This window comes from Clostridium estertheticum (genome assembly GCF_011065935.2).
Taxonomy (GTDB): Bacteria; Bacillota; Clostridia; order Clostridiales; family Clostridiaceae; genus Clostridium_AD; species Clostridium_AD estertheticum_A.
This window is the reverse complement of the sequence record NZ_JAAMNH020000001.1, coordinates 1,469,268-1,488,938: the sequence shown is the minus strand read 5'-3', so window position 1 is coordinate 1,488,938 and position 19,671 is coordinate 1,469,268. Positions and strand designations below refer to the sequence as shown.

Sequence of the window (19,671 nt, the reverse complement as noted above, 5' to 3'; positions counted from 1 at the left end):
AAGTCTATTAATCTAACATTATATCCTTCTCATTATCTACAATTCCTACGATGGCAGCATCAATTGGGGCATTGTCTACATCACATATAGCCCTAGCCGAACTACCTGTGACAACAAGAACAATTTCACCCACCCCAGCACCAACATTATCAACAGCTACAATTCTATTGTTGGCATCAAACCCAAAATCACCTAAAGGCTCAACAATTAAAAATTTATTTCCTACTAATTTAGGGTTTTTTCTTGTAGAAATAACTTTACCGATTACCTTACCAATAATCATAAATACGCAACTCCCTTAAATATATATATATAAATTTAATTTTTTTCTAATTTATTGTGGAAATACCAAGTACCAGCTATAAAATCCGTCTACTGGCACTTGGTACTCTTTTAATTATTTTACTATCTGGAGTAAACTTCCACATTTGATTTCCATTGCATTAGCCTCATCTGTATCGATGTGCATTTCTAAAGTATAGGTATTATCAGTTCTAATCTGTACATTACCTAATAACCCACCCCGTCCTCCGGGTACTTTCACATCTACAATTTGGTTATTTTGTAGACCAAATTTTTCTGCTTCCTGGTTTGACATATGAATATGCCTTTTAGCAACTATACATCCTTCAATAAGTGTAATTGCACCAATAGGTCCTACTAATGTAATCGGTGCAGAATTTTTGAGTTCACCGGATTCCCTTACTGTGGCTTTTACCCCAAGCTTTATAGAATCAGTTTTTGATATTTCAATTTGACTTTCTTTTCGGAGCGGACCAAGGATTCTAACATTTTCTAATGAGCTAAGCTTCCCTCCAATAATTGTTACACACTGCTGCGCCGCAAATTGCCCTCCCATTAAATCCTTCTTTTTTTCAAGCTGAGAGTTTTTACCGAACAGAATGTCCATATGTTCTCTACACAAATGTACATGTCTTCCAGAAACACCTACTGGTACAAGGATATTATCATTATTAGTTATGGTTTCCTTAACCATTTTTGTTATAATTTTAACTAATTCATCTTTATCCATAATTATCCCTTACTTTTCTAATTATTTTACTGTTGGAAGTATCTTTTCTACATCACCATGTGGTCTTGGTATTACGTGTACTGCTACAAGTTCTCCTAGTCTTTGCGCTGCAGCTGCTCCAACTTCTGTTGCAGCTTTTACTGCCCCTACATCCCCTCTTACCATTATAGTTACAAGTCCTGAACCGATTTTCTCTGTTCCGATTAATATAACATTAGCTGCCTTCACCATTGCGTCCGCTGCCTCTATTGCTGCTACTAGTCCTCTTGTTTCTACCATTCCTAATGCTTGATGTTCCATTTTAATATCCCCCTTCATAATGTTTTGCTTACTTAAATTATTCTCATTTTTTTCTGCTTCGTTTTCTATTTCTTGTATATTTAACTCATCAGAACTCACGTGCTTCACCACTTTTCGCTAGATTTAATTTTTTAGCGCTTATTTGGATTAATTTTATAACTTCTTCATGAGGATTTGCAATTATTGCATGTGCAACAGTTTTAGTTATTGCGTTTGCCCTTGCACTACCAATTTCCACTGCCTCATTAACTGAGGATATGCTACCAGTTATTACTATGGTTACAAGTCTTCCACCAAGCTTGTTTTCCCATGTAACAAACTCAACATCCGCAGTTTTCAGCATAGAATCTAGAGCTTCAACTGCTGCTACTACTCCCGATACTTCTACAAAACCTAATGCTTTCATAAAATAAATCTCCTACTTTGTGCTTGGAAGAATTTTTTCCACATCGCCATGTGGTCTTGGGATTACATGAACTGCTACAAGTTCTCCTAATCTTTGTGCTGCAGCCGCTCCAACCTCTGTTGCTGCTTTAACAGCACCTACATCTCCTCTTACCATTACTGTTACAAGTCCTGAACCAACTTTTTCTGTTCCTATAAGTGTTACGTCTGCTGCCTTTACCATTGCATCCGCTGCTTCTATTGCTGCTACAAGACCTCTTGTTTCTACCATTCCTAAAGCTTCTTGAGTCATATTAATATCCTCCTAAAATTTTATTTTTTTGTTAATGAATTTATTTTTAATAATTTTTCAGTATCCATATCTGGTCTGGCTATAATATGAGTGGTAACCACTCCTGATACCTTTTTAGCAGCCTGCTCCCCTGCATCCATTGCCGCTTTAACATCTTCAATACTTCCTCTCATTTTAACCAAAACAAGTAGTGGTACTGGTAAATTATCTGCATTGGCTGGTTTATTATGATCAAAAGCATCTATTCTAACATTTGCAGCCTTGCAAGCTGCATCTGCTGCAACAAAAGCTGCAGTTAAGCCATATACTTCAAGAAATCCTACACCCTCTGCCATTTTTCACCACCTAAAAGTTTTCATTTACATAAATAATTTTTATTCCTTCTTGCTTCATATTAACTTCCATAGCTTCATTTAAATTATCTAGTGAGAATTTATGAGTTATTAACTCTTCAAGCGGAAGCCCTATACCAGTTGCTCTTTTTATAAAGTCAATAGTTGTTGGATAATCCTGAGGGGTATAAGTCCAAGAACCTACTAACGTAACTTCTTTATTACATATATCAAAATGAGGATTTATTGTACAATCTCCGCCATTAACAAAGAAACCAACCTCACAAAGACCACCACCACGTTTTATGAATTTCCAGATATTTGCCGCTGCTTTTGGAACACCAGTACATTGGAAAGCAAAATCTGCACCTATACCATCACAAGCCTCATAAACAGCTTTAGTTAAAGCATCTATTCCATTATGCTCCATAAAGTTCACAGTTTTAGTTGCCCCCATCTTTCTAGCCATTTTCAATCTATTTTCATCACCATCTACCGCTATTATATGTTCCACACCAAGAGTTCTAACTACAGAAATTAAAAGGAGTCCTATTGGCCCACAGCCTTGCACAACTACTTTACTATTGAACTTAAGTAGCCCCGTTGTCTTTGCCCTCTCCACTGCATGTACTACTACTGCTGCAGGTTCAATTAAGAGTCTTTGATTTAGATTCATACCAGTTACATTGAAAAAAGTTGCACCTTTTCTGAGTACTAGGTATTCACCAAACCATCCATTTAGATGAACTTCATCATCTGGAAGAAGTCCAAATATTTTTGCATTTTCACAAAGATTAGCTCTTCCTGGATTGCTTAAACATGGCTCACATTCCCCACAAGGTATAACGCAAGATACTAATTTGTCACCAAGTTTAACTGATTTTCCAGCTGTATCTATTTTAATGTTTTTACCAACTTTAACTATTTCTCCTGATCCTTCATGACCTAGTACTACAGGAATTAAACCAAAAGGGTCTCCTTTGTATTCATGTACATCAGTACCACAAATTCCACAACCTTCAACCTTAACAAGTATTTCATCATCACTTATTTCAGGGATTTTAAATTCTTTTACTTCTATTTTCCTCTCACCAGTAAGCATAGCTACATGGCTCATTTTAGAAATCGAACCACTTCCAGGTGAACTTTTGCTATCCGTATTTTTTTCCACCATTTCTTTCATAACCTGTTTAACAATATCTTCAATATTAATTTGACTTATTTCCATTATTTCAACTCCCTATCTTATTGATAAACCATCAGCTAATACACATCTTCTACTTTTTGTGAAGGTTTTTGTTGATGTAAGACCTTCTCCAGTTCTACTTGCAATAGTAAAGGTGCAGTATCCTTCTCCACCAAAACCTAGTGCTGCATAAGAAGGTGCATTTTTTACAAATATTGCAGTATCAATTTCCCTTGAAAGCCTAGTCAAATTTTGAATATTCCTTGAATGCATATGAGCTGAGTGTCTATTACCCTGTTCAAGGAGTTTTGCAACCTGAACTGCTTCATCAAAGTCCTCTACTTCTACAATACCTAAGATTGGCATCATTAATTCTTCTATTATTAATGGATGATCCTTTGGTCCCTTAAATATTATGCATCTTATATTTTCATTAACTTCCTTACCTAAGGCTCTTAATATTTTGTATGCATCCTTTCCTATCCAATCCCTATTTAAGGATAACTTACCCTTATTATCAGTAAATACTAATCTAGTCAACATTACAGCTTCCTCTGGAGTAATTTCGTATGCTCCATTTTGAACCATATAATACATAAGCTCATCTGTAATTTCTTTTACTGCTACTACTTCCTTTTCAGCTATACAGGGAAGATTATTATCAAAACTAGCTCCATCTATTATGTCCCTTGCGGCCTTTGGAAGATCTGCTGTTTCATCCACAACAACGGGAGGATTACCAGCCCCTGCACCTATAGCTCTCTTCCCTGAGGAAAGCGCCGCTGTTACAACACCAGGGCCACCAGTGGCAGCAATTAAGGCTATATTTTTATGCTTCATTAAAATGTTACAGGACTCCAAGGTAGGACTAAAAACAGTTGTTACTATGTTTGCTGGTCCACCAGCTTCCATAGATGCTTCATTAACAATTTTCACAGCCATAAGTGAAACCTTAATTGCACCTGGGTGAGGATTGAAAACCACTGTATTTCCAGCTGCTATCATACCTATACTGTTACATAAAATAGTTTCACTTGGATTTGTGGAAGGCGTTATTGACCCAATTACTCCAAAAGGTCCCATTTCTACTAATGTTAATCCCTTGTCACCAGACCAAGCTATTGTTTTTATGTCCTCAGTACCTGGGGTTTTATTAGCTAAAAGTTCATGCTTTAGAATCTTATGATCAACTCTACCCATACCAGTTTCTTCAACGCCAAGTTCAGCCAGTATTCTAGCATTTTCAATAGTTTTTTCTCTGATTTTCACTATTATAGATTCTCTTTGCTGAATAGTCATAACCTTTATTTTTTTCTGAGCAACGGTGGCAGCTTCTATTGCATCATTCATGTCCTCAAAAATACCAACTGAAGACCCTATAGATGTGTTTGTAGATATTTTTTTTGCATTCTTTATATTTGAAAGAACTTGTTTTATTATAATTTCTATATCCTCTTGTTTAACTGACATTTGCCCCCCCCTTAATTCAATTTTTCCATAAGACTTGTTCCAAATAGAGCAATTTCATCATCTTGTTCGCCATTTCCACCGCTTACACCTACAGAACCTACAACCTTATTATTAATCATCAGAGGATATCCTCCTCCAAATATAACAATTCTGCTATTTGTATCATTAATACCTTGCAGTGTTTGCCCGACTTTAGACATTTGTCCTAGTTTTAAAGTACCTAGTCTAAATATAGCTGAGGTGTATGCTTTGTTAACAGCTATATCATAGCTTCCTGGAAGGGCTCCATCCATAAAATGTACTGCTATTATAGTGCCCCACTGGTTTGCTATGGCTATAACTACAGGTAAACCAATATTTGTTGCCTTAATTTCAATTTGACCTAGCAGTTTTTTAGCTGCTTCAAGATTCAAAACCTTTTCTTTTCCATCTATTATAAGTTCCACCTTTAAAGATTCTTTTACTTTCTTAGTAATTTCATCTTTAAAATCTATATATCTAGCTACTGCATACAGATAATCTGATAAGCGGTTAAAGTATTTTTTACTATTTTCTTCTATTTTGTTTGTGGAATCAACATAGATTAACTGCCTCTCAACTTTTCTAGTTATAGCACGACATATGTCAGTAATAGCGGAAACTCTATTGTCTCCAGGAATAATGAACTTATTTTGTGGAATAGACATACCTTCATACTTGCTTATTAACTTTTCAATCTCTATTAAATTATCCACTGCTAAGTAATATTTATCATGGTTTCCCGCGGCAACCTGTGCCATTACATTACTTATATTCCCTTGTATATTATTTATCTCATCTTTTATTTTATCATCATCTATTTCACTCTTAAGTAATCCCAAATAACTAGAAAGTTCGTCTATTTCACCAAGAAGCTTTACCCTAGGATCACTTTTAATTACCATTTTTTCATTTAAAAGGTTTGTATAACCCTTATCACCGTTTTTTGTAGTGATACTCATATTACCACCAGCCCTTTAATATTTTAAAGGTATCCCTTTAATGATTCTAGCTGCATTATTACCTACAAGTCTCAGCTTATCATTATCTAAACATCTATAACACTGTAGTGGTTTATTTCTAGGTAACTTACATATAGTTATACTAGCAAACTCTTCATCTATACCTATCCCAGTTTCCAAAAGTGACTGAGAAGCAGCTTTCGTTGCAAGTTCGCTAGATGAGCCATATTGCTCCCTTTCCACTTCATAAGGAATACCTTCTTCTTCTATTCCTGCTAATACTTCTTTTAAAAAGCATTCTCCATCTTTAGTAACAAAAACCACTATAACAGGGCTTTTACTTTTCATATTATTATCTCCCTTAGATTAGTTATCACTTTTGGCATTACTAATCATCTTTCCTGATGTTAACTGGAAATATATGATAGAATCAGCCCTGTAGCTACAGCATTTCTCGGTCCTTCTAGGGCCCTTATATTCCCTCTACCTGCAACAATTTTATACTTTGAAAGTTCACTCATAATCATTTCAGGAATTTCAAAATCTAAAGCTGATCCACCAACCAAAACTATATTGGGAATATTTCTTAAATTATTCATTGGTGCTATATCTTTTAAGGCTCTCAATGCATTCTCTACAAAAACTCTCTTTTTTGCACTTCTTCTTACTTCTACTATTTTCTCTAGAGAAACATCTGCATATATAGGTATCATTTCCTTCTTTAAAACCACCAATCTTCCGAAAAACTTAGAATCTATTGGACTGTTAAAGAATTTCACTTCCCTATTTTCCATCCTTATATGATACAAACTCTCTACCTTTGCAATGGGATTCTTTTTAATTTCTTCTGCTAGTGTTCTATCCTTTAACCCAAGCTCTGAGTTAATTAGCATTGTTACCAGTTCCCCAGCGCCAGCCAAATGTGTAGATTTTACAACCCCTTTTTCATCAAGCACTGCCGCATCCGTTGAACCACCACCTAAATCTAGTATTCCAAGTGGAAGTTTAACCCCCGGAGTAGTCAATGCTCCTAGAGAAGCCATTACAGCTTCAACGCCTGCTACATTAACCCTTGCTCCTAGTTTTTCACTTAGTACACTGGCCACCTTAATCATAGGTATTTTATCTGCTTTTACCATAGCTGCTACTGCAACAGCTTTTTCCATAAAGGTCTCTCCAGCTATACCGCCTTGTACTCTAACTGGAAGATTTGTATCTATTGCCAGTAAATCTCTTATTTTTACATCTTGAATTCTAGTTCCTATGAGCTCTGCCATAACATTTTTAACGCCACTGATCATGCCTCCAATGTTAGTACCAGACTCACCTTCAATGTCTTTAATTTCTGATACACCGGCTAAAGCCTTCATAATTTCCACGGCTCCTGCATCTACATCAATTTTTTGATACTTGGTAGCCCCATGAATATAAAGAGACCCTGAGGGTATAACTTTTTCCTTCACCTGGCCTTTTGGGGTTTTAATTACTACAGCCGATCTTGTTCCCACAAGACTTTTGGCTACAGGCACAATTTGACCTGTTTCATCTGCGGAAAGATTAAAGATTGAAGCAATCCCATAGGGGTTTGACAAGGTATGTATGGTAAAGCCACTATCAGCTACCTCTACAGCACCTTTTATTCCCAGTGGAAGTTTATCTATATACTTTACTTCATCTAAAATTGGTATTATTTTAGTAAGTCTATTACTAATTAGTACTCCCTCATCTTTTTGAGCTATAGCACCAACTATTTCATAGCCAGCGGCCGTGAATACATTTATTGCAGAAGCTGCAATTTCATAATCAACACTTTCAGGAATTACTACAATATAGCTCTTTTCCTTTTGCATCCTATCTAATTTGTCTATTCTAATTAATTCACCTATTCCAAGGCCAGTTCCACCTGGTGTTGATGGGTTATGCCCAATCATTGTAGATTCAGTTATTATAGTTTCTGTAATGGTTTCCATGGCAGTGTCCCCAATTACTGGGGCTGCTTCATTAAGTCTAATACTATCTAAGTCAGATAAGTCTTTCCCAATTTTATCCATGGCTACCTTTAAGGCAGTGATAATACCCTCTACATTTTTGATAGTACCTTTAACGCCTGTAGTTGTCGTAAGGCTACTGCTTAGGATATCAATTTCTTCCTTTTCATTTACAGAGGCAATACATACTTCTGTAGTAGAATTTCCTATATCAACCCCTGCGAAAAATTTCATTTTAAAAGACCTCTTTTTTCATAAACTTCCATAGCGTCTAGCACTAATTTGCAGCAATGAGTTGCAGCATATTCTTCTTTAAGCTTTCTGGCAATTTCTAAAAGCTCACTTTTAGTGGATCTATTAGGTCTTAGTTTTTCGTATATTTCTAGTAGTTCAGCATCTGGAACTTCTATAAGCTCTGAAGCTCTTACAAAGTTATCATTTAACTGAGGCCTTCCAGCTTCGCTAGCAAATTTCCCTTGCATTATTAGGGTCTCTTTAGAAATTTTTATATCATCTGCAGTTATTTTTCCATCTAATATATTGCTTATATTAATATCAGCTAAAGATTTTCCTGTCTTAGATTTTATTAGTTCAGGAGGCATATTTTCCGATAGTGGATATTTTATCATTATAACTCCTCCCTTTCTATTTCTATTGAGTTACCATTTTTAATAACATGTTCAGTTTCTTTTATGTGCATTATTGCAGCCTTTACCTGATACTTAGGCCTTGACATAAAATCACTTTGTACAGGAATAGGAATAACTGACACTCCTTTTGCATATTTTGCTGCATTTTTACCTATAGCCCTATACATTTCTAATGTAATTAGAGGTGCTTGAGGAAAAAGCTCTAAATTTGTTAAGGGATATAAATCCTTTTGATGAATTAGCGTTGTTCCCTTAGATTGTATTCCTACACTTATTCCAGACCCACTTAGCATTGCTGCTTCTTTTCCTATAAATGCTACATCAGAGGTTTTAACAACTCTTACAACCCTGGGCTTCATACCTTCTTCTTCAATTCCAGCAAGTAGCTGCTTTAAAACTTCCACATGGCTAATTCCCGCAATTGTATTCCTTACAAATTTACCAAAGCAAGGACCAACCCCTATAACCACCTCTTTAGGATTTCTGCCTTTAACCGCAATTCCCGTTTCCACATAGCCATCTATCATTTCCACACTACTAATTTTTGTAGGTTTTTTATTTTGTTTTAACTGCTCCACTACAATTCTTGTTATTTGTTCTATTAGTTTTTCATTTAAATCCATGCCTTCACCACCTTTATATATCATCAGGGTTAATGATGTTTGGTATATTTTTAATTTCTTCCCATCTTTCACCTTGTACCCTATAGCCAGTACCAGGTCCCTGATAATCATTAGCGTTGTTGACTGCGCTATTAACATTAAATTTATCATCGAGTATTGCAGAAGTCTGAAGATAATCTCCTGATATTCGCTGCTTTAACATACTTAAAATACTATCCGCTACATCTTCATAATTAGTTTTCACAAGAGCTTTCACAATGTCGATTCCAGTAAGTCCTCTACCCATAAGATCTTCAATAGCTTCAAAATCTTCTAATTCATTTCTAGCAGGCATATCTTTACTTCCGTGTGCATAAGCTGCTGCTTCAACCTCTTCATCTGTTATTTTACTTAAACCCAGTTCACTAAAAAGAGCTTGAAGAACCTTAGCTGCTTTATATCTAACATTTATCACTTCTTCTTCTTTAACTGGCCTTAGTCCGCCATCTATCATTAAGTCCCTTTGAAGCACATTGTAATCATCAAAATCCTCTGCATCAAAATTTGAACCTGCAAACATATTGTCATAATTAGGTACACCACTGTATCCTGAAAAAATAAAATCTGTTCCAGGAAGAAATTGCATCATTGTCCTTGCGGTTCTTCTTATATCTGAATGTGTAAATGTCTGATCATTACTAGACGCAACCTCTAAATCCAATAATGAAGCTATAAGATTTTCTGCAAGTATGGCTCTTATTCCAGATGGAACAGAGGAGGTAATTCCAATGCAGCTAACTGCTCCATTTTGTATACCTTGAACACCAGCACCCTTTGTTACCATAAGACATCTAGTTTCTAGATATAACATAGATTTATTTTCTGCATTTCCCATAAGGACTTCTGATCCCGTACCAGAAGTAAATCTTGTTTTAAGCCCACGAGATGCATAAGCTGAAGCTAAAAAGGCTTTTGAATAAGGGGTATCATCCCCGTCAATGAATACACTTTCAGTTCCATATACAGATATAGTTTCAGCATAGGTGGTAAAACCTCTCATGCCTAATTCTAATTCTGTTGCTTCTTCCACTGCGCACTGTGTTAAAACTCCTGGTTTCCCTATTTGGGAACCAATTAAAAGTGCGATAGCATTAAATGGAGCATACCGAGCAACACCTACAGTAGTTTCTTCCTCTCTAAAACCTCTTAGTGCGCCTTCCGCAGCATCCGCCGCTATCTGCACTGGATTATCCCTTAAGTTAGTGATATGGGCTTGATTAGCCGGGGTCTTTCTAGCTCTAATTTTCTGCATAGCCATCATCATTTCTACCACATTAAGTTCACCTAATATTTTGATAATTTTAGATGGAGATAACCCTGAAAATATCTTTATAATACTTTCTCTACTTACATGGATATCTACTAGCATCCTTGCTATAGTTAAGTTGTCTATTTCCATAGACTGGCTTACCTGATTTATATTTATAGCATAGTCTGCTATAAATGAATCTATAAAATCAAACTCACTTCTTCTTTTTCCATCCATCTCAACTATAATACCGTTTTCTATCTTAATGGATGGTTTAGGGTCATATGGACTTTCCATAGCTGTGAATCCTTTTTCAGGCCATTCATTCATAAAGCTATCTTGATTAATTGGCCTTTTTTCTAACATTTCAAACCGTTTAGACCTTTTCATTACACTCCCTCACTTTCGAGGATTTACTTGTTTAATTCATTAAGAACTCTTTTGGTAATTTCTGCCACTAGTGCGGACATGTCATTTGACTCTACTTTATTTGATTCTACTTTATTTTCTTTGCAATCACATTTTGAATCTTTACCTGCTCCTGTTTTTGAAGCACAAACCTCTTTATTTGTACAAGAATTATTTAGACATAATTTACCTGGGTGTTTTCCTGGAACTTGGAATCTCTCTCTTAGGTCTAATAAATCCTTTACTTGTGAATTACTTAATTCTTTTGGTCCACCAAGCATAATTGAATGATACATTAATTTTGCATAGAATTCTAAAGATTCCATTTTAAAATATGCTGCCAATAAATCTCCACCATAAGTAAGTGCTCCATGATTTTCTAATAGTATTGCATCATAGCTTTGAAGATATTTTGAAATGGCATCTGGAATTTCATGTGTAGATGGAGTACCATATTCAGCTATTGGAATGCATCCTAAAAATATTGTAGCTTCAGGCATTATCTGCTTTGTTAATGGAATACCTGCTATTGCAAAGCTTGTACCATAAGGCGGATGAGCATGTACAACTGATTTTACGTCTGGTCTTTCCTCATAAACTCTTATATGCATTTTAAGTTCTGAAGATGGTTTATAATTTCCTGTTGCTTGAATTATTTCACCCTTCATGTTAACTTTACAAATCATGTCTGGAGTCATATACCCTTTACTTACTCCTGTAGGAGTAGTTAGTATTTCATTTTGACTTATTCTTACTGAAAAATTACCGTCATTTGCTGCTACAAAACCATTGTTGTAAACTCGTTTACCTATTTCACACATAAACTTTTTAATTTCATATTCTGCAACCATTATTAATGCCCCCTAGTGTTTGTTTTTCTTTTATTTTCTTCATTTCATTTTATCAAATATAGATATTAAAGTCAACTAAAGTAAAGAAAAACCAACAAATATAATCATATATTTGTTGGTTTTTATTTATTTGTTATTTCTATCATTTTATTAGCTATTATTTATTAGCAATACACTAATTCTACATTTTTATTAGCTATAAATTGTTCCCATTCTTCCGAAAGTTTTTTATCAGTAAAAATCATATCTATATTTTCTATCTTAAGCATTTTAATAAAAGATATTTTATTAAATTTCGTGTAATCCACCACAAGGAAAGTCCTATCTGCAGAGGTAATCATAGCTTTTTTAACTTCTGCCTCCATGTCATTTGATTCAGTTATTCCTTTTTCTGTATCTAACCCTTTACAGCAAATTATAGCTATATCCACATTAAAATTCCGTATGGAATCCTCTGTTAGGTGCCCTACAAAAGACATAGAACTTTCCCTTAGAGTTCCTCCTGTTGAAATTACTTTGCAATCCCTTGCGCTGGAAAGCTCAGAAACTACCTTTACAGAATTAGTTATTACAGTTATTTTCCTCTTATCCTTAATTCTCTCTGCTACCTGAAGTGCAGTTGTGCTGGAATCAACCATAATAGTATCCCCATCTTTTATATATTCCGCCACCTTAATTCCAATAGCTCTTTTGCCTTCAATATTTGTAACCTCTCTTATTTTTAAAGGAAGCTCCGCATTTATGCTATCATTAATAACTGCTCCACCATATGTTCTTTTTAAAAAACCCTCCCCTTCAAGCTTCTCAAGATCACGTCTCACAGTTTCTTCAGTTACTTTAAAAATTTTACTTAGTTCTGGAACTAGTACACTATTTCTTTCTTCCAGCAAACTTATTATTTTTCTTCTTCTTTCTATTGCCAACATTAATTTTACCCTTCCCTTCCTAAGACATAATCAAAACACTAACTATTCAATATATTTTTCTTTATACTTGTTGTTTTTCCTTTATTTGATTGTTATTTTTATTATTATGAAATTTATTATAACATGTTCTATTAGTATTTTATAGTAGTATGTAGTAAAATAGGTCTAAAAAAAGGAAGCCTATGACTTCCTTTAATTAAAATATTTTTTATTAAACTAAGATATTTATTTGTTTTGAGATATTATTTTTAAAAACCTTTCATAATTTACTGCATATTTTTCATTATCCATTGCTTTATATTCTACCATTTCAAAAGAATTCCTTATAATTTCTTTTCCATGAGCCACATCTTTAATTATACCTGAAGCCTGTGCCTGTACAATTATATTTCCAATTGCAGTTGCTTCTACTGGCCCAGCTACTACTCTTTTCCCTGTAGTATTTGCAGTTAATTGACATAATAGTGTATCCTGTATTCCTCCACCCACCATATGAACAGTATCTATTTTCTTAGAGGTAATCTCTTCTAATTTTTCAATTGCCCATCTGTATTTTAATGCTAGGCTTTCCTCTACACATCTAACAATCTCACCAATACTCTCTGGTATAATTTGATTTGTGTTCCTACAAAATTCTTTTACCTTCTCTGGCATATTTCCTGGTCCATAAAACAATTCATGATCAGGGTCTATAAATGATTTACCACCTTCTTCAGAGGCGCCTAAACTCACCAATTCTGGAAATCCAATAATTTTCCCTTGTTTTTCCCAATCTCTTTTACATTCTTGGAGAATCCATAAGCCCATAATATTTTTTAACAGTAAAACCTTATCATTTACTCCACCTTCATTTGTAAAATTGTATTTATATACTTTATCATTTATAATAGGTCTATCATTTTCTATGCCAAGCAAGGACCATGTACCGCTGCTTATGAATACGTGATTTTCTCCCACTGCTGGAACTGCAGCTACTGCTGACGCAGTATCATGCCCACCTACTGCAATAACTTTTATAGATGGAACATTCAATTCCCTACAAATATCTTCTTTTAAAGACCCCACAGTCATTCCTGGTTTTATAATCCCCGTAAATATATGCTTTGGAATATTTAATTTTTCTAAAATATTTTCTTTCCAACAAGATTTTGTATAATCATATAATTGTGTAGTTGTAACTTCTGTAAATTCCGATACCTTTTCTCCCGTTAGCATATAATTTATTAGATCCGGCATAAGTAAAAGTGTTTTGGCATCATAAAGTTTTTTGTCTCTCTTCTCGGCCATAGATAACAATTGGTAAATAGTATTATAGGATGCAAATTGGAGTCCTGTTTCTTTAAATAACTCTTCTTTGGGGATTTTTGTAAAACACTTTTCCATCATTCCCTGAGTTCTTTCATCTCTATAATGGTAAGAATTTCCCATTAATTCTCCCTCTTCATCTAACAGACCAAAATCTACACCCCAGGTATCTACTCCTATACTTCTTATATGGATTCCCTCATTTTTACATTTTAATATTCCTTGTTTCACTTCATGACAAAGTCTTAATATATCCCACTGTAGGTGTTTTGAAAATATTACTGGTTCATTTGAAAATCGGTGTATTTCTTTTAATGTTAGTTTGTTCTCTTTGATTTCGCCAAGAATAGCACGTCCACTACTTGCCCCAAAATCAAAAGCAAGAAATTGAGAAGCAGCAGTATTTGAATTTTCCATTTTCATCCCCTCCTTTTAATCTAATGTGTCTTTTTTAAGATTTTTCAAAGTCTTCATTACATTATTTTCTCCAAGTCCAAAATAATCATGAAGCTTTCTATACTCTATATACAGCTTTTTATATATCTGAACGTTGCTTGCAATTGGTTTATATACATTTTCTTTTAGCCTTGCCATATTTTTTGCTGCGTCGAAAATAGTATCATACCCTCCATTTTCTTTTCCAGCAGCCACTGCACCAAAAATTGCTGCACCCAGTGCTGGTGTTTGTGCTGAATCTGAGATTCGAATTTCCATATTTGTAACATCTGCATAAATTTGCATAAGCATCTTATTTTTTTCTGCCAAACCTCCACATGCATATAGTTCTTTTATTTCTACACCTCCATTATTAAAAGCCTCAACAATTCGATTAGTTCCAAAAGCTGTGGCTTCCACTAAAGCCCGATATACCTCCTCAGGTTTAGTAAGAATATTGTATCCAAGGATAATACCTGTCAAATCTGAGTCCATAAGAACAGATCTGCTTCCATTCCACCAATCTAATGCTAAAAGTCCACTTTGTCCTGGCTTTAACCTTGCTGCTTTTTCCTCAAGTAAACAATAAATATCTATTCCCTTATTTTCTGCTTCCTCAAAATATGCTTTTGGCATAGCATTTGCCACAAACCACTGAAAAATATCCCCAACCGCTGCTTGACCTGCTTCATAGCCATAATAATTCTGTATAATTCCATCAGCTACAACACCACAAACGCCTTCAATGAACTTTTCTTCCTTTCCAAGCACTAAATGGCAAGTAGATGTTCCCATAACCATCAGCATTTTACCTTCTTCTACAATATTCACTGCTGGTACTGCCACATGTGCATCCACATTTCCTACAGCCACAGCAATACCTTCTCTCAAGCCCATTTTTTTCGCCATTGCTGAAATTAAACTTCCAGCTTTACTTCCAATTGGTCTAATTTCAGCATTTAACTTATCCTCTATAATATTTTCCAATCTACTATCCACCGCTTTAAAAAAAAATTTATTTGGATATCCACTCTTTTTATTCCATAAACCTTTATATCCAGCGGTACAAGTGTTTCTTATATCAACGCCGGTTAGCTTCATTGTAATCCAGTCCGAGGCTTCCATAAATCTGTCTGTCACTTCATATATTTCTGGTGCTTCCTCAAGAATTTGATAAATTTTAGGCATCAACCATTCTGAGGACATTTTTCCTGCATAATATTGCATAAATTCTTCTTTTCTCATTTCTGCTATCTCATTTAATTTATTTGCTTGTCTTTGAGCTGCATGGTGTTTCCATAGTTTCACCCAAGCATGAGGATTTTTTCTATATTCGTCCTTCTGACACAATACTTGCCCATCCTTTGCTACAGGCATCATGGTGCAAGCTGTAAAGTCTATACCTATACCAATTATATCTTCTACCCTTACTTTTGACACTTCTAATAAACGAGGCACTGTATTGTATAAAACCTCCAAATAATCATCAGGATCCTGAAGTGCCCAATCCAATTGAAGTTTAATATCCGTTCCTGGCAAATATTCATCAATTACGCCATGACTATAGGCCATAATCGCTGTTGCAATCTCATCACCACTCTTTATTTCCACTAAAACTGCTCGTCCAGATTGAGTTCCATAATCTAATCCAATACTATATTTTTTACTCTTCATGGTTACCTCTCCCCATTTTTAATTTTCACAATAAAGTCTTGTTTTCACACTTATACTTTTACAAAAAAAGTACTGATAATATCAGTACTTTCTTATATATTATTTATATTAAAATAGTTTAAATTTACTAACTATATTATTTATTTTTTACCATAAAGCGGACCGAAGTTTTCACAAGCTCTAAAATCTGCTCCTTCTTTATCCTTTGTTCCAAATGCATTCCAAGTACTTGGCCTAAAGATTCTATCCTCAGAAACATTATGCATACAAACTGGAATTCTAAGCATGGCTGCAAGAGTGATAATATCTGACCCTATGTGTCCATAACTAATGGCTCCATGATTCGCACCCCAATTATTCATTACAGAATATACATCTTTAAATGCACCTTCGCCATTTAATATAGGTGCAAACCAAGTGGTAGGCCAAGATGGACTTGTACGTTTATTTAGTGCAGAATGTATTTCTTCTGGTAGCTCTACAGTATATCCTTCTGCAATTTGAATAACGGGTCCTAGGCCATCAATTAGATTTACTCTTGTCATTGTCACAGGCATATTACCTTCTGTTAAGAAGCAAGAAGAAAAACCGCCGCCTCTAAAATATTCAAACTCTGCTGCATCCCATTTTGTTGAATCTAGACATTTCTTCAATTCTGCTTCAGTAATTTCCCAAAATGGTTTCATTGCTGGTTTTCCGTCTTTAGATTGCTTTCCTGTGGCATCCAAAGTTGTAGCACCAGAATTGATTAAATGTATTATTCCATTTTTTGCAATACCTGTAAGTTCTTTTCCGGTTACTCTCTTTACAGCTTCTGGACTCCAATAAGTTCTGACATCCGAGAATATTTGAGCTGTATTGGTTAAAAGATGACCAAACAGCATAGATACTGCATTTAAACTATCATTTTCTGTTGCAACTACAAATGATTCTCTAATTCCATTCCAATCAAAAGAGGAACAAAGGATTGCTTCCATATAATCTCCATTTGGAAAATGGTCTGTCCAATGTCTTTGACCTTGGAACCCTGATGCTATTGCATTATGTCCTTCACTTTCTTCAACAAATCCAAGTTTTGCTAGCTTTGGATTTCCAACCATTAAATCTCTTGTAATCAGCGTCATTTTTACAACTGTTTCCCAATCTTTGTCCTTTTGTTCTCTATTCTTAACATATTCAACTTTATTTGTATCTTTTCCCTCTTTACAATTTTCTTTTGTCCACTTTAAAGCCTTTTCATATTCTTCTTTATCATATATACCTTCTTCAATTCTTCTTATAAATTCTGACATATCTACATATTCATTTCTCATTCCAAGATATTTTTGGAAGAAATTTGGTTCTACTACTGATCCTGCGATTCCCATTGAAACGCTGCCTAAAGATAAGTAAGATTTTCCCCTCATTAATGCAACCGCTAATCCTGCTTTTGTAAATTGTAAAAGTTTTATTTTTACATCCTCTGGAATTTCACTATCATTTACTTCTTGAACATCGTGGCCATATATTCCAAAAGCAGGTAGTCCCTTCTGACTATGTCCCGCAAGTGCAGCTGCCAAATACACAGCACCAGGTCTTTCTGTTCCATTAAATCCCCAAATTGCCTTTGGCATATAAGGATCCATATCCGTAGTTTCTGTTCCATAACACCAACTTGGAGTAACACTGATTGTAAGACCTACTCCCTGCCTTGCAAATTTTTCTGCACATCTTGCTGCCTCTGCAACTCCACCTATTGTACTATCAGCAATCACGCACTCTACAACTTCTCCACTAGGATACCTAAGATTTTCTTTTATAAGATTCTCTAGTGCCTTTGCCATACTCATTGTCTTCTCTTCTAGAGATTCTCTTACCCCTTTTCTACGGCCATCAAGAATTGGTCTTATTCCTACTTTTGGTAAACTTCCATTTAGTCTATTACTCATTATAAACTCCTCCTTTATACTACACCTTTTTTTAATATAATATTTGCATATAGAGCAGCTTCGCTAGTTGCGATTACTGCATATGCATTTTTAGCTCTCTCATAAAACTCAAAACGTTCTATAAATTCAAATTCTAAACCAGTTGGCTCCATTTTTTCAACAATATCCTTATACTCCTGCCATATAACTGGTTTTGTTATGTCTCCCTGTACAACCTGCATCAAGGAAACAGAATGCTCTGAATAAGTATCCAAAGGAAAAAACTCTAAAATTGCACTTAAAACTTCTGGAACCCCATGACCATCACATCTAATCAATCTTTTTCCACAGGTGCTTGCTGGAAAATTTCCATCTGCTATTACAATTTCATCGCTGTGACCCATTTCCAATAAAATTTTCATCAAATCTGGAGATAGTATTTTGGGAATATGCTTTAACATGTTTTAATTCCTCCCTATTTCTATATTGGTATTACTTTATTTTATAAATAATTTATGAAACGTTTCATATGTTAAGCATAAGTTTTGTGTTTTTGTAACACAAAACCTAACTAACCCATTAAATCAAAGACTTCACAGATTGTTGCAATAGAACTCTTGCTTTCAATCTCTCTATATGTGGAAAGCCATTGTAATCACCAGAAAGCCTTTTTAATAAAAGATTTGCTGAGGTTTCTGCAATTTGTTTCATTGGTTGTACTACAATAGATAAGGCTGGTTTGAAAATTCTAGCCATCTCAAGATTGTCGAATCCTATAATGGAGAGATCTTCCGGAATTCTCAGATTTTTTTCATTGATTGCTATCATTGCTCCTAGCGTCATATAATAATTAGTTACGTATACCGCTGTAGGAGGGAAATCCATAGATAAAAATTCAATCAATTTCTCATATCCGCTTTCCAATTTATAATCTCCATACTTAACCAACTCATCATCTATTTTCATAGAATAATCTTCATGCACCCTTACGTAGCCTTTTAGCCTCTCTTGAGCAGTATACACTTCCTTGGGTCCACTTATAATACCAATCCTTTTGTGTTCGTTTACAATAAGATGTTCCACAGCTTCATAGGATGCGTTCAAATTGTCTACTAATACCATATCGCACCGAGATAATTCTAACATTCTATCAATTAGAATAATAGGAATTTTACTTTGTATTATTTTTTCAATTTCCTCTTCAATTTCAGATAGCGGAACAATAATCATTCCATCCACTCTTTTATTCATTAAAAAATTAAGTTTTTCTTTTTCTAGAAGTAGATTATCTTGATAATCACATATAATCGTTGAATAGCCGTTTTTAAGAAGAATATTTTCTATATTAGATACAACACATGTACAAAAAATATTTTCAAGTGATGGAATTAAAACCCCTATTGTCATGGTTTTACTTGTCTTAAGTGCCCTAGCCAATTCATTTACTTTAAAATCCATTTTTTCAATTGCTTGTTGAATAATAATTTTATTTTTCTCAAGAACGGTTCCACCATTAATAAATTTTGAAATCGTGCCTAGAGATAACCCCGTACTTTTGGATATATCTTTAATTGTTGCTCCCATACTCTCACCTACACTTATCTATATAAATATAAAA

Annotated in this window: 21 protein-coding genes; all 21 read right to left on the bottom strand. The window is 34.7% G+C overall.

Translation table 11 applies throughout. The annotated features are described in order from the left end of the window. Positions 1–7: 7 nt before the first annotated feature. Positions 8–283, bottom strand: coding sequence for a EutN/CcmL family microcompartment protein (locus tag G9F72_RS06870; protein WP_164956596.1), 276 nt, complete (start codon positions 281–283; stop codon positions 8–10). A 114-nt stretch (positions 284–397) separates the two neighbouring features. Then, entirely contained in the window at positions 398–1,033 is a 636-nt protein-coding gene (locus tag G9F72_RS06865; protein WP_164956595.1) for a phosphate propanoyltransferase, read from the bottom strand. Between the two features lie 21 nt (positions 1,034–1,054). Further along, the gene (gene eutM, locus G9F72_RS06860) at positions 1,055–1,333 is read right to left on the bottom strand and encodes an ethanolamine utilization microcompartment protein EutM (RefSeq protein WP_164956795.1); all 279 of its coding nucleotides are present in this window, start codon (positions 1,331–1,333) and stop codon (positions 1,055–1,057) included. An 88-nt stretch (positions 1,334–1,421) separates the two neighbouring features. Then, entirely contained in the window at positions 1,422–1,739 is a 318-nt protein-coding gene (locus tag G9F72_RS06855) for a BMC domain-containing protein (protein ID WP_164956594.1), read from the bottom strand. A gap of 12 nt (positions 1,740–1,751) precedes the next feature. Further along, positions 1,752–2,030, bottom strand: coding sequence for an ethanolamine utilization microcompartment protein EutM (gene eutM / locus G9F72_RS06850; protein ID WP_164956593.1), 279 nt, complete (start codon positions 2,028–2,030; stop codon positions 1,752–1,754). Positions 2,031–2,050: 20 nt separating this feature from the next. Further along, a complete protein-coding gene (locus G9F72_RS06845; RefSeq protein WP_164956592.1) occupies positions 2,051–2,365 on the bottom strand; it encodes a BMC domain-containing protein in 315 nt (104 codons plus the stop codon). Between the two features lie 10 nt (positions 2,366–2,375). Continuing rightward, positions 2,376–3,590 carry a zinc-dependent alcohol dehydrogenase gene (locus tag G9F72_RS06840; RefSeq protein ID WP_164956591.1) on the bottom strand — a complete coding sequence of 405 codons (1,215 nt, stop codon included), beginning with the start codon at positions 3,588–3,590 and terminating at the stop codon, positions 2,376–2,378. A 12-nt stretch (positions 3,591–3,602) separates the two neighbouring features. Then, positions 3,603–5,018 carry an aldehyde dehydrogenase family protein gene (locus tag G9F72_RS06835; RefSeq protein WP_164956590.1) on the bottom strand — a complete coding sequence of 472 codons (1,416 nt, stop codon included), beginning with the start codon at positions 5,016–5,018 and terminating at the stop codon, positions 3,603–3,605. Between the two features lie 11 nt (positions 5,019–5,029). Then, positions 5,030–5,998 (bottom strand): cob(I)yrinic acid a,c-diamide adenosyltransferase, encoded by a 969-nt coding sequence (locus G9F72_RS06830; RefSeq protein WP_164956589.1) that lies wholly within the window; start codon positions 5,996–5,998, stop codon positions 5,030–5,032. A 15-nt stretch (positions 5,999–6,013) separates the two neighbouring features. Beyond that, positions 6,014–6,346, bottom strand: a complete 333-nt coding sequence (locus G9F72_RS06825; RefSeq protein WP_164956588.1) for a glycerol dehydratase reactivase beta/small subunit family protein — start codon at positions 6,344–6,346, stop codon at positions 6,014–6,016. Between the two features lie 59 nt (positions 6,347–6,405). Then, positions 6,406–8,220 carry a diol dehydratase reactivase subunit alpha gene (locus G9F72_RS06820; RefSeq protein WP_164956587.1) on the bottom strand — a complete coding sequence of 605 codons (1,815 nt, stop codon included), beginning with the start codon at positions 8,218–8,220 and terminating at the stop codon, positions 6,406–6,408. Further along, positions 8,217–8,615: a diol dehydratase small subunit gene (locus tag G9F72_RS06815; protein ID WP_224676001.1), complete on the bottom strand. Its 399-nt coding sequence runs from the start codon at positions 8,613–8,615 to the stop codon at positions 8,217–8,219. Before G9F72_RS06815 ends, G9F72_RS06820 begins: the two co-directional genes overlap by 4 nt. Further along, positions 8,615–9,259, bottom strand: coding sequence for a propanediol/glycerol family dehydratase medium subunit (locus G9F72_RS06810; RefSeq protein WP_164956586.1), 645 nt, complete (start codon positions 9,257–9,259; stop codon positions 8,615–8,617). The genes G9F72_RS06815 and G9F72_RS06810 overlap by 1 nt, the downstream gene beginning before the upstream one ends. A gap of 13 nt (positions 9,260–9,272) precedes the next feature. Beyond that, on the bottom strand, positions 9,273–10,937 hold the full coding sequence (locus G9F72_RS06805) for a propanediol/glycerol family dehydratase large subunit (protein WP_164956585.1): 1,665 nt from the start codon (positions 10,935–10,937) through the stop codon (positions 9,273–9,275). 23 nt (positions 10,938–10,960) lie between these two features. After that, positions 10,961–11,806, bottom strand: a complete 846-nt coding sequence (locus G9F72_RS06800; RefSeq protein WP_164956584.1) for a class II aldolase/adducin family protein — start codon at positions 11,804–11,806, stop codon at positions 10,961–10,963. Between the two features lie 164 nt (positions 11,807–11,970). Further along, the gene (locus G9F72_RS06795; RefSeq protein WP_164956583.1) at positions 11,971–12,732 is read right to left on the bottom strand and encodes a DeoR/GlpR family DNA-binding transcription regulator; all 762 of its coding nucleotides are present in this window, start codon (positions 12,730–12,732) and stop codon (positions 11,971–11,973) included. Positions 12,733–12,957: 225 nt separating this feature from the next. Next, positions 12,958–14,454: a rhamnulokinase gene (rhaB, locus tag G9F72_RS06790; protein WP_164956582.1), complete on the bottom strand. Its 1,497-nt coding sequence runs from the start codon at positions 14,452–14,454 to the stop codon at positions 12,958–12,960. Between the two features lie 15 nt (positions 14,455–14,469). Continuing rightward, positions 14,470–16,146: a ribulokinase gene (locus G9F72_RS06785; RefSeq protein ID WP_164956581.1), complete on the bottom strand. Its 1,677-nt coding sequence runs from the start codon at positions 16,144–16,146 to the stop codon at positions 14,470–14,472. A gap of 140 nt (positions 16,147–16,286) precedes the next feature. Further along, positions 16,287–18,077, bottom strand: a complete 1,791-nt coding sequence (locus G9F72_RS06780; protein WP_318010973.1) for an L-fucose isomerase — start codon at positions 18,075–18,077, stop codon at positions 16,287–16,289. Between the two features lie 11 nt (positions 18,078–18,088). Next, positions 18,089–18,514, bottom strand: a complete 426-nt coding sequence (locus G9F72_RS06775; RefSeq protein ID WP_164956579.1) for an RbsD/FucU family protein — start codon at positions 18,512–18,514, stop codon at positions 18,089–18,091. Positions 18,515–18,632: 118 nt separating this feature from the next. After that, on the bottom strand, positions 18,633–19,637 hold the full coding sequence (locus G9F72_RS06770) for a LacI family DNA-binding transcriptional regulator (protein WP_187356044.1): 1,005 nt from the start codon (positions 19,635–19,637) through the stop codon (positions 18,633–18,635). Positions 19,638–19,671: the final 34 nt, after the last annotated feature.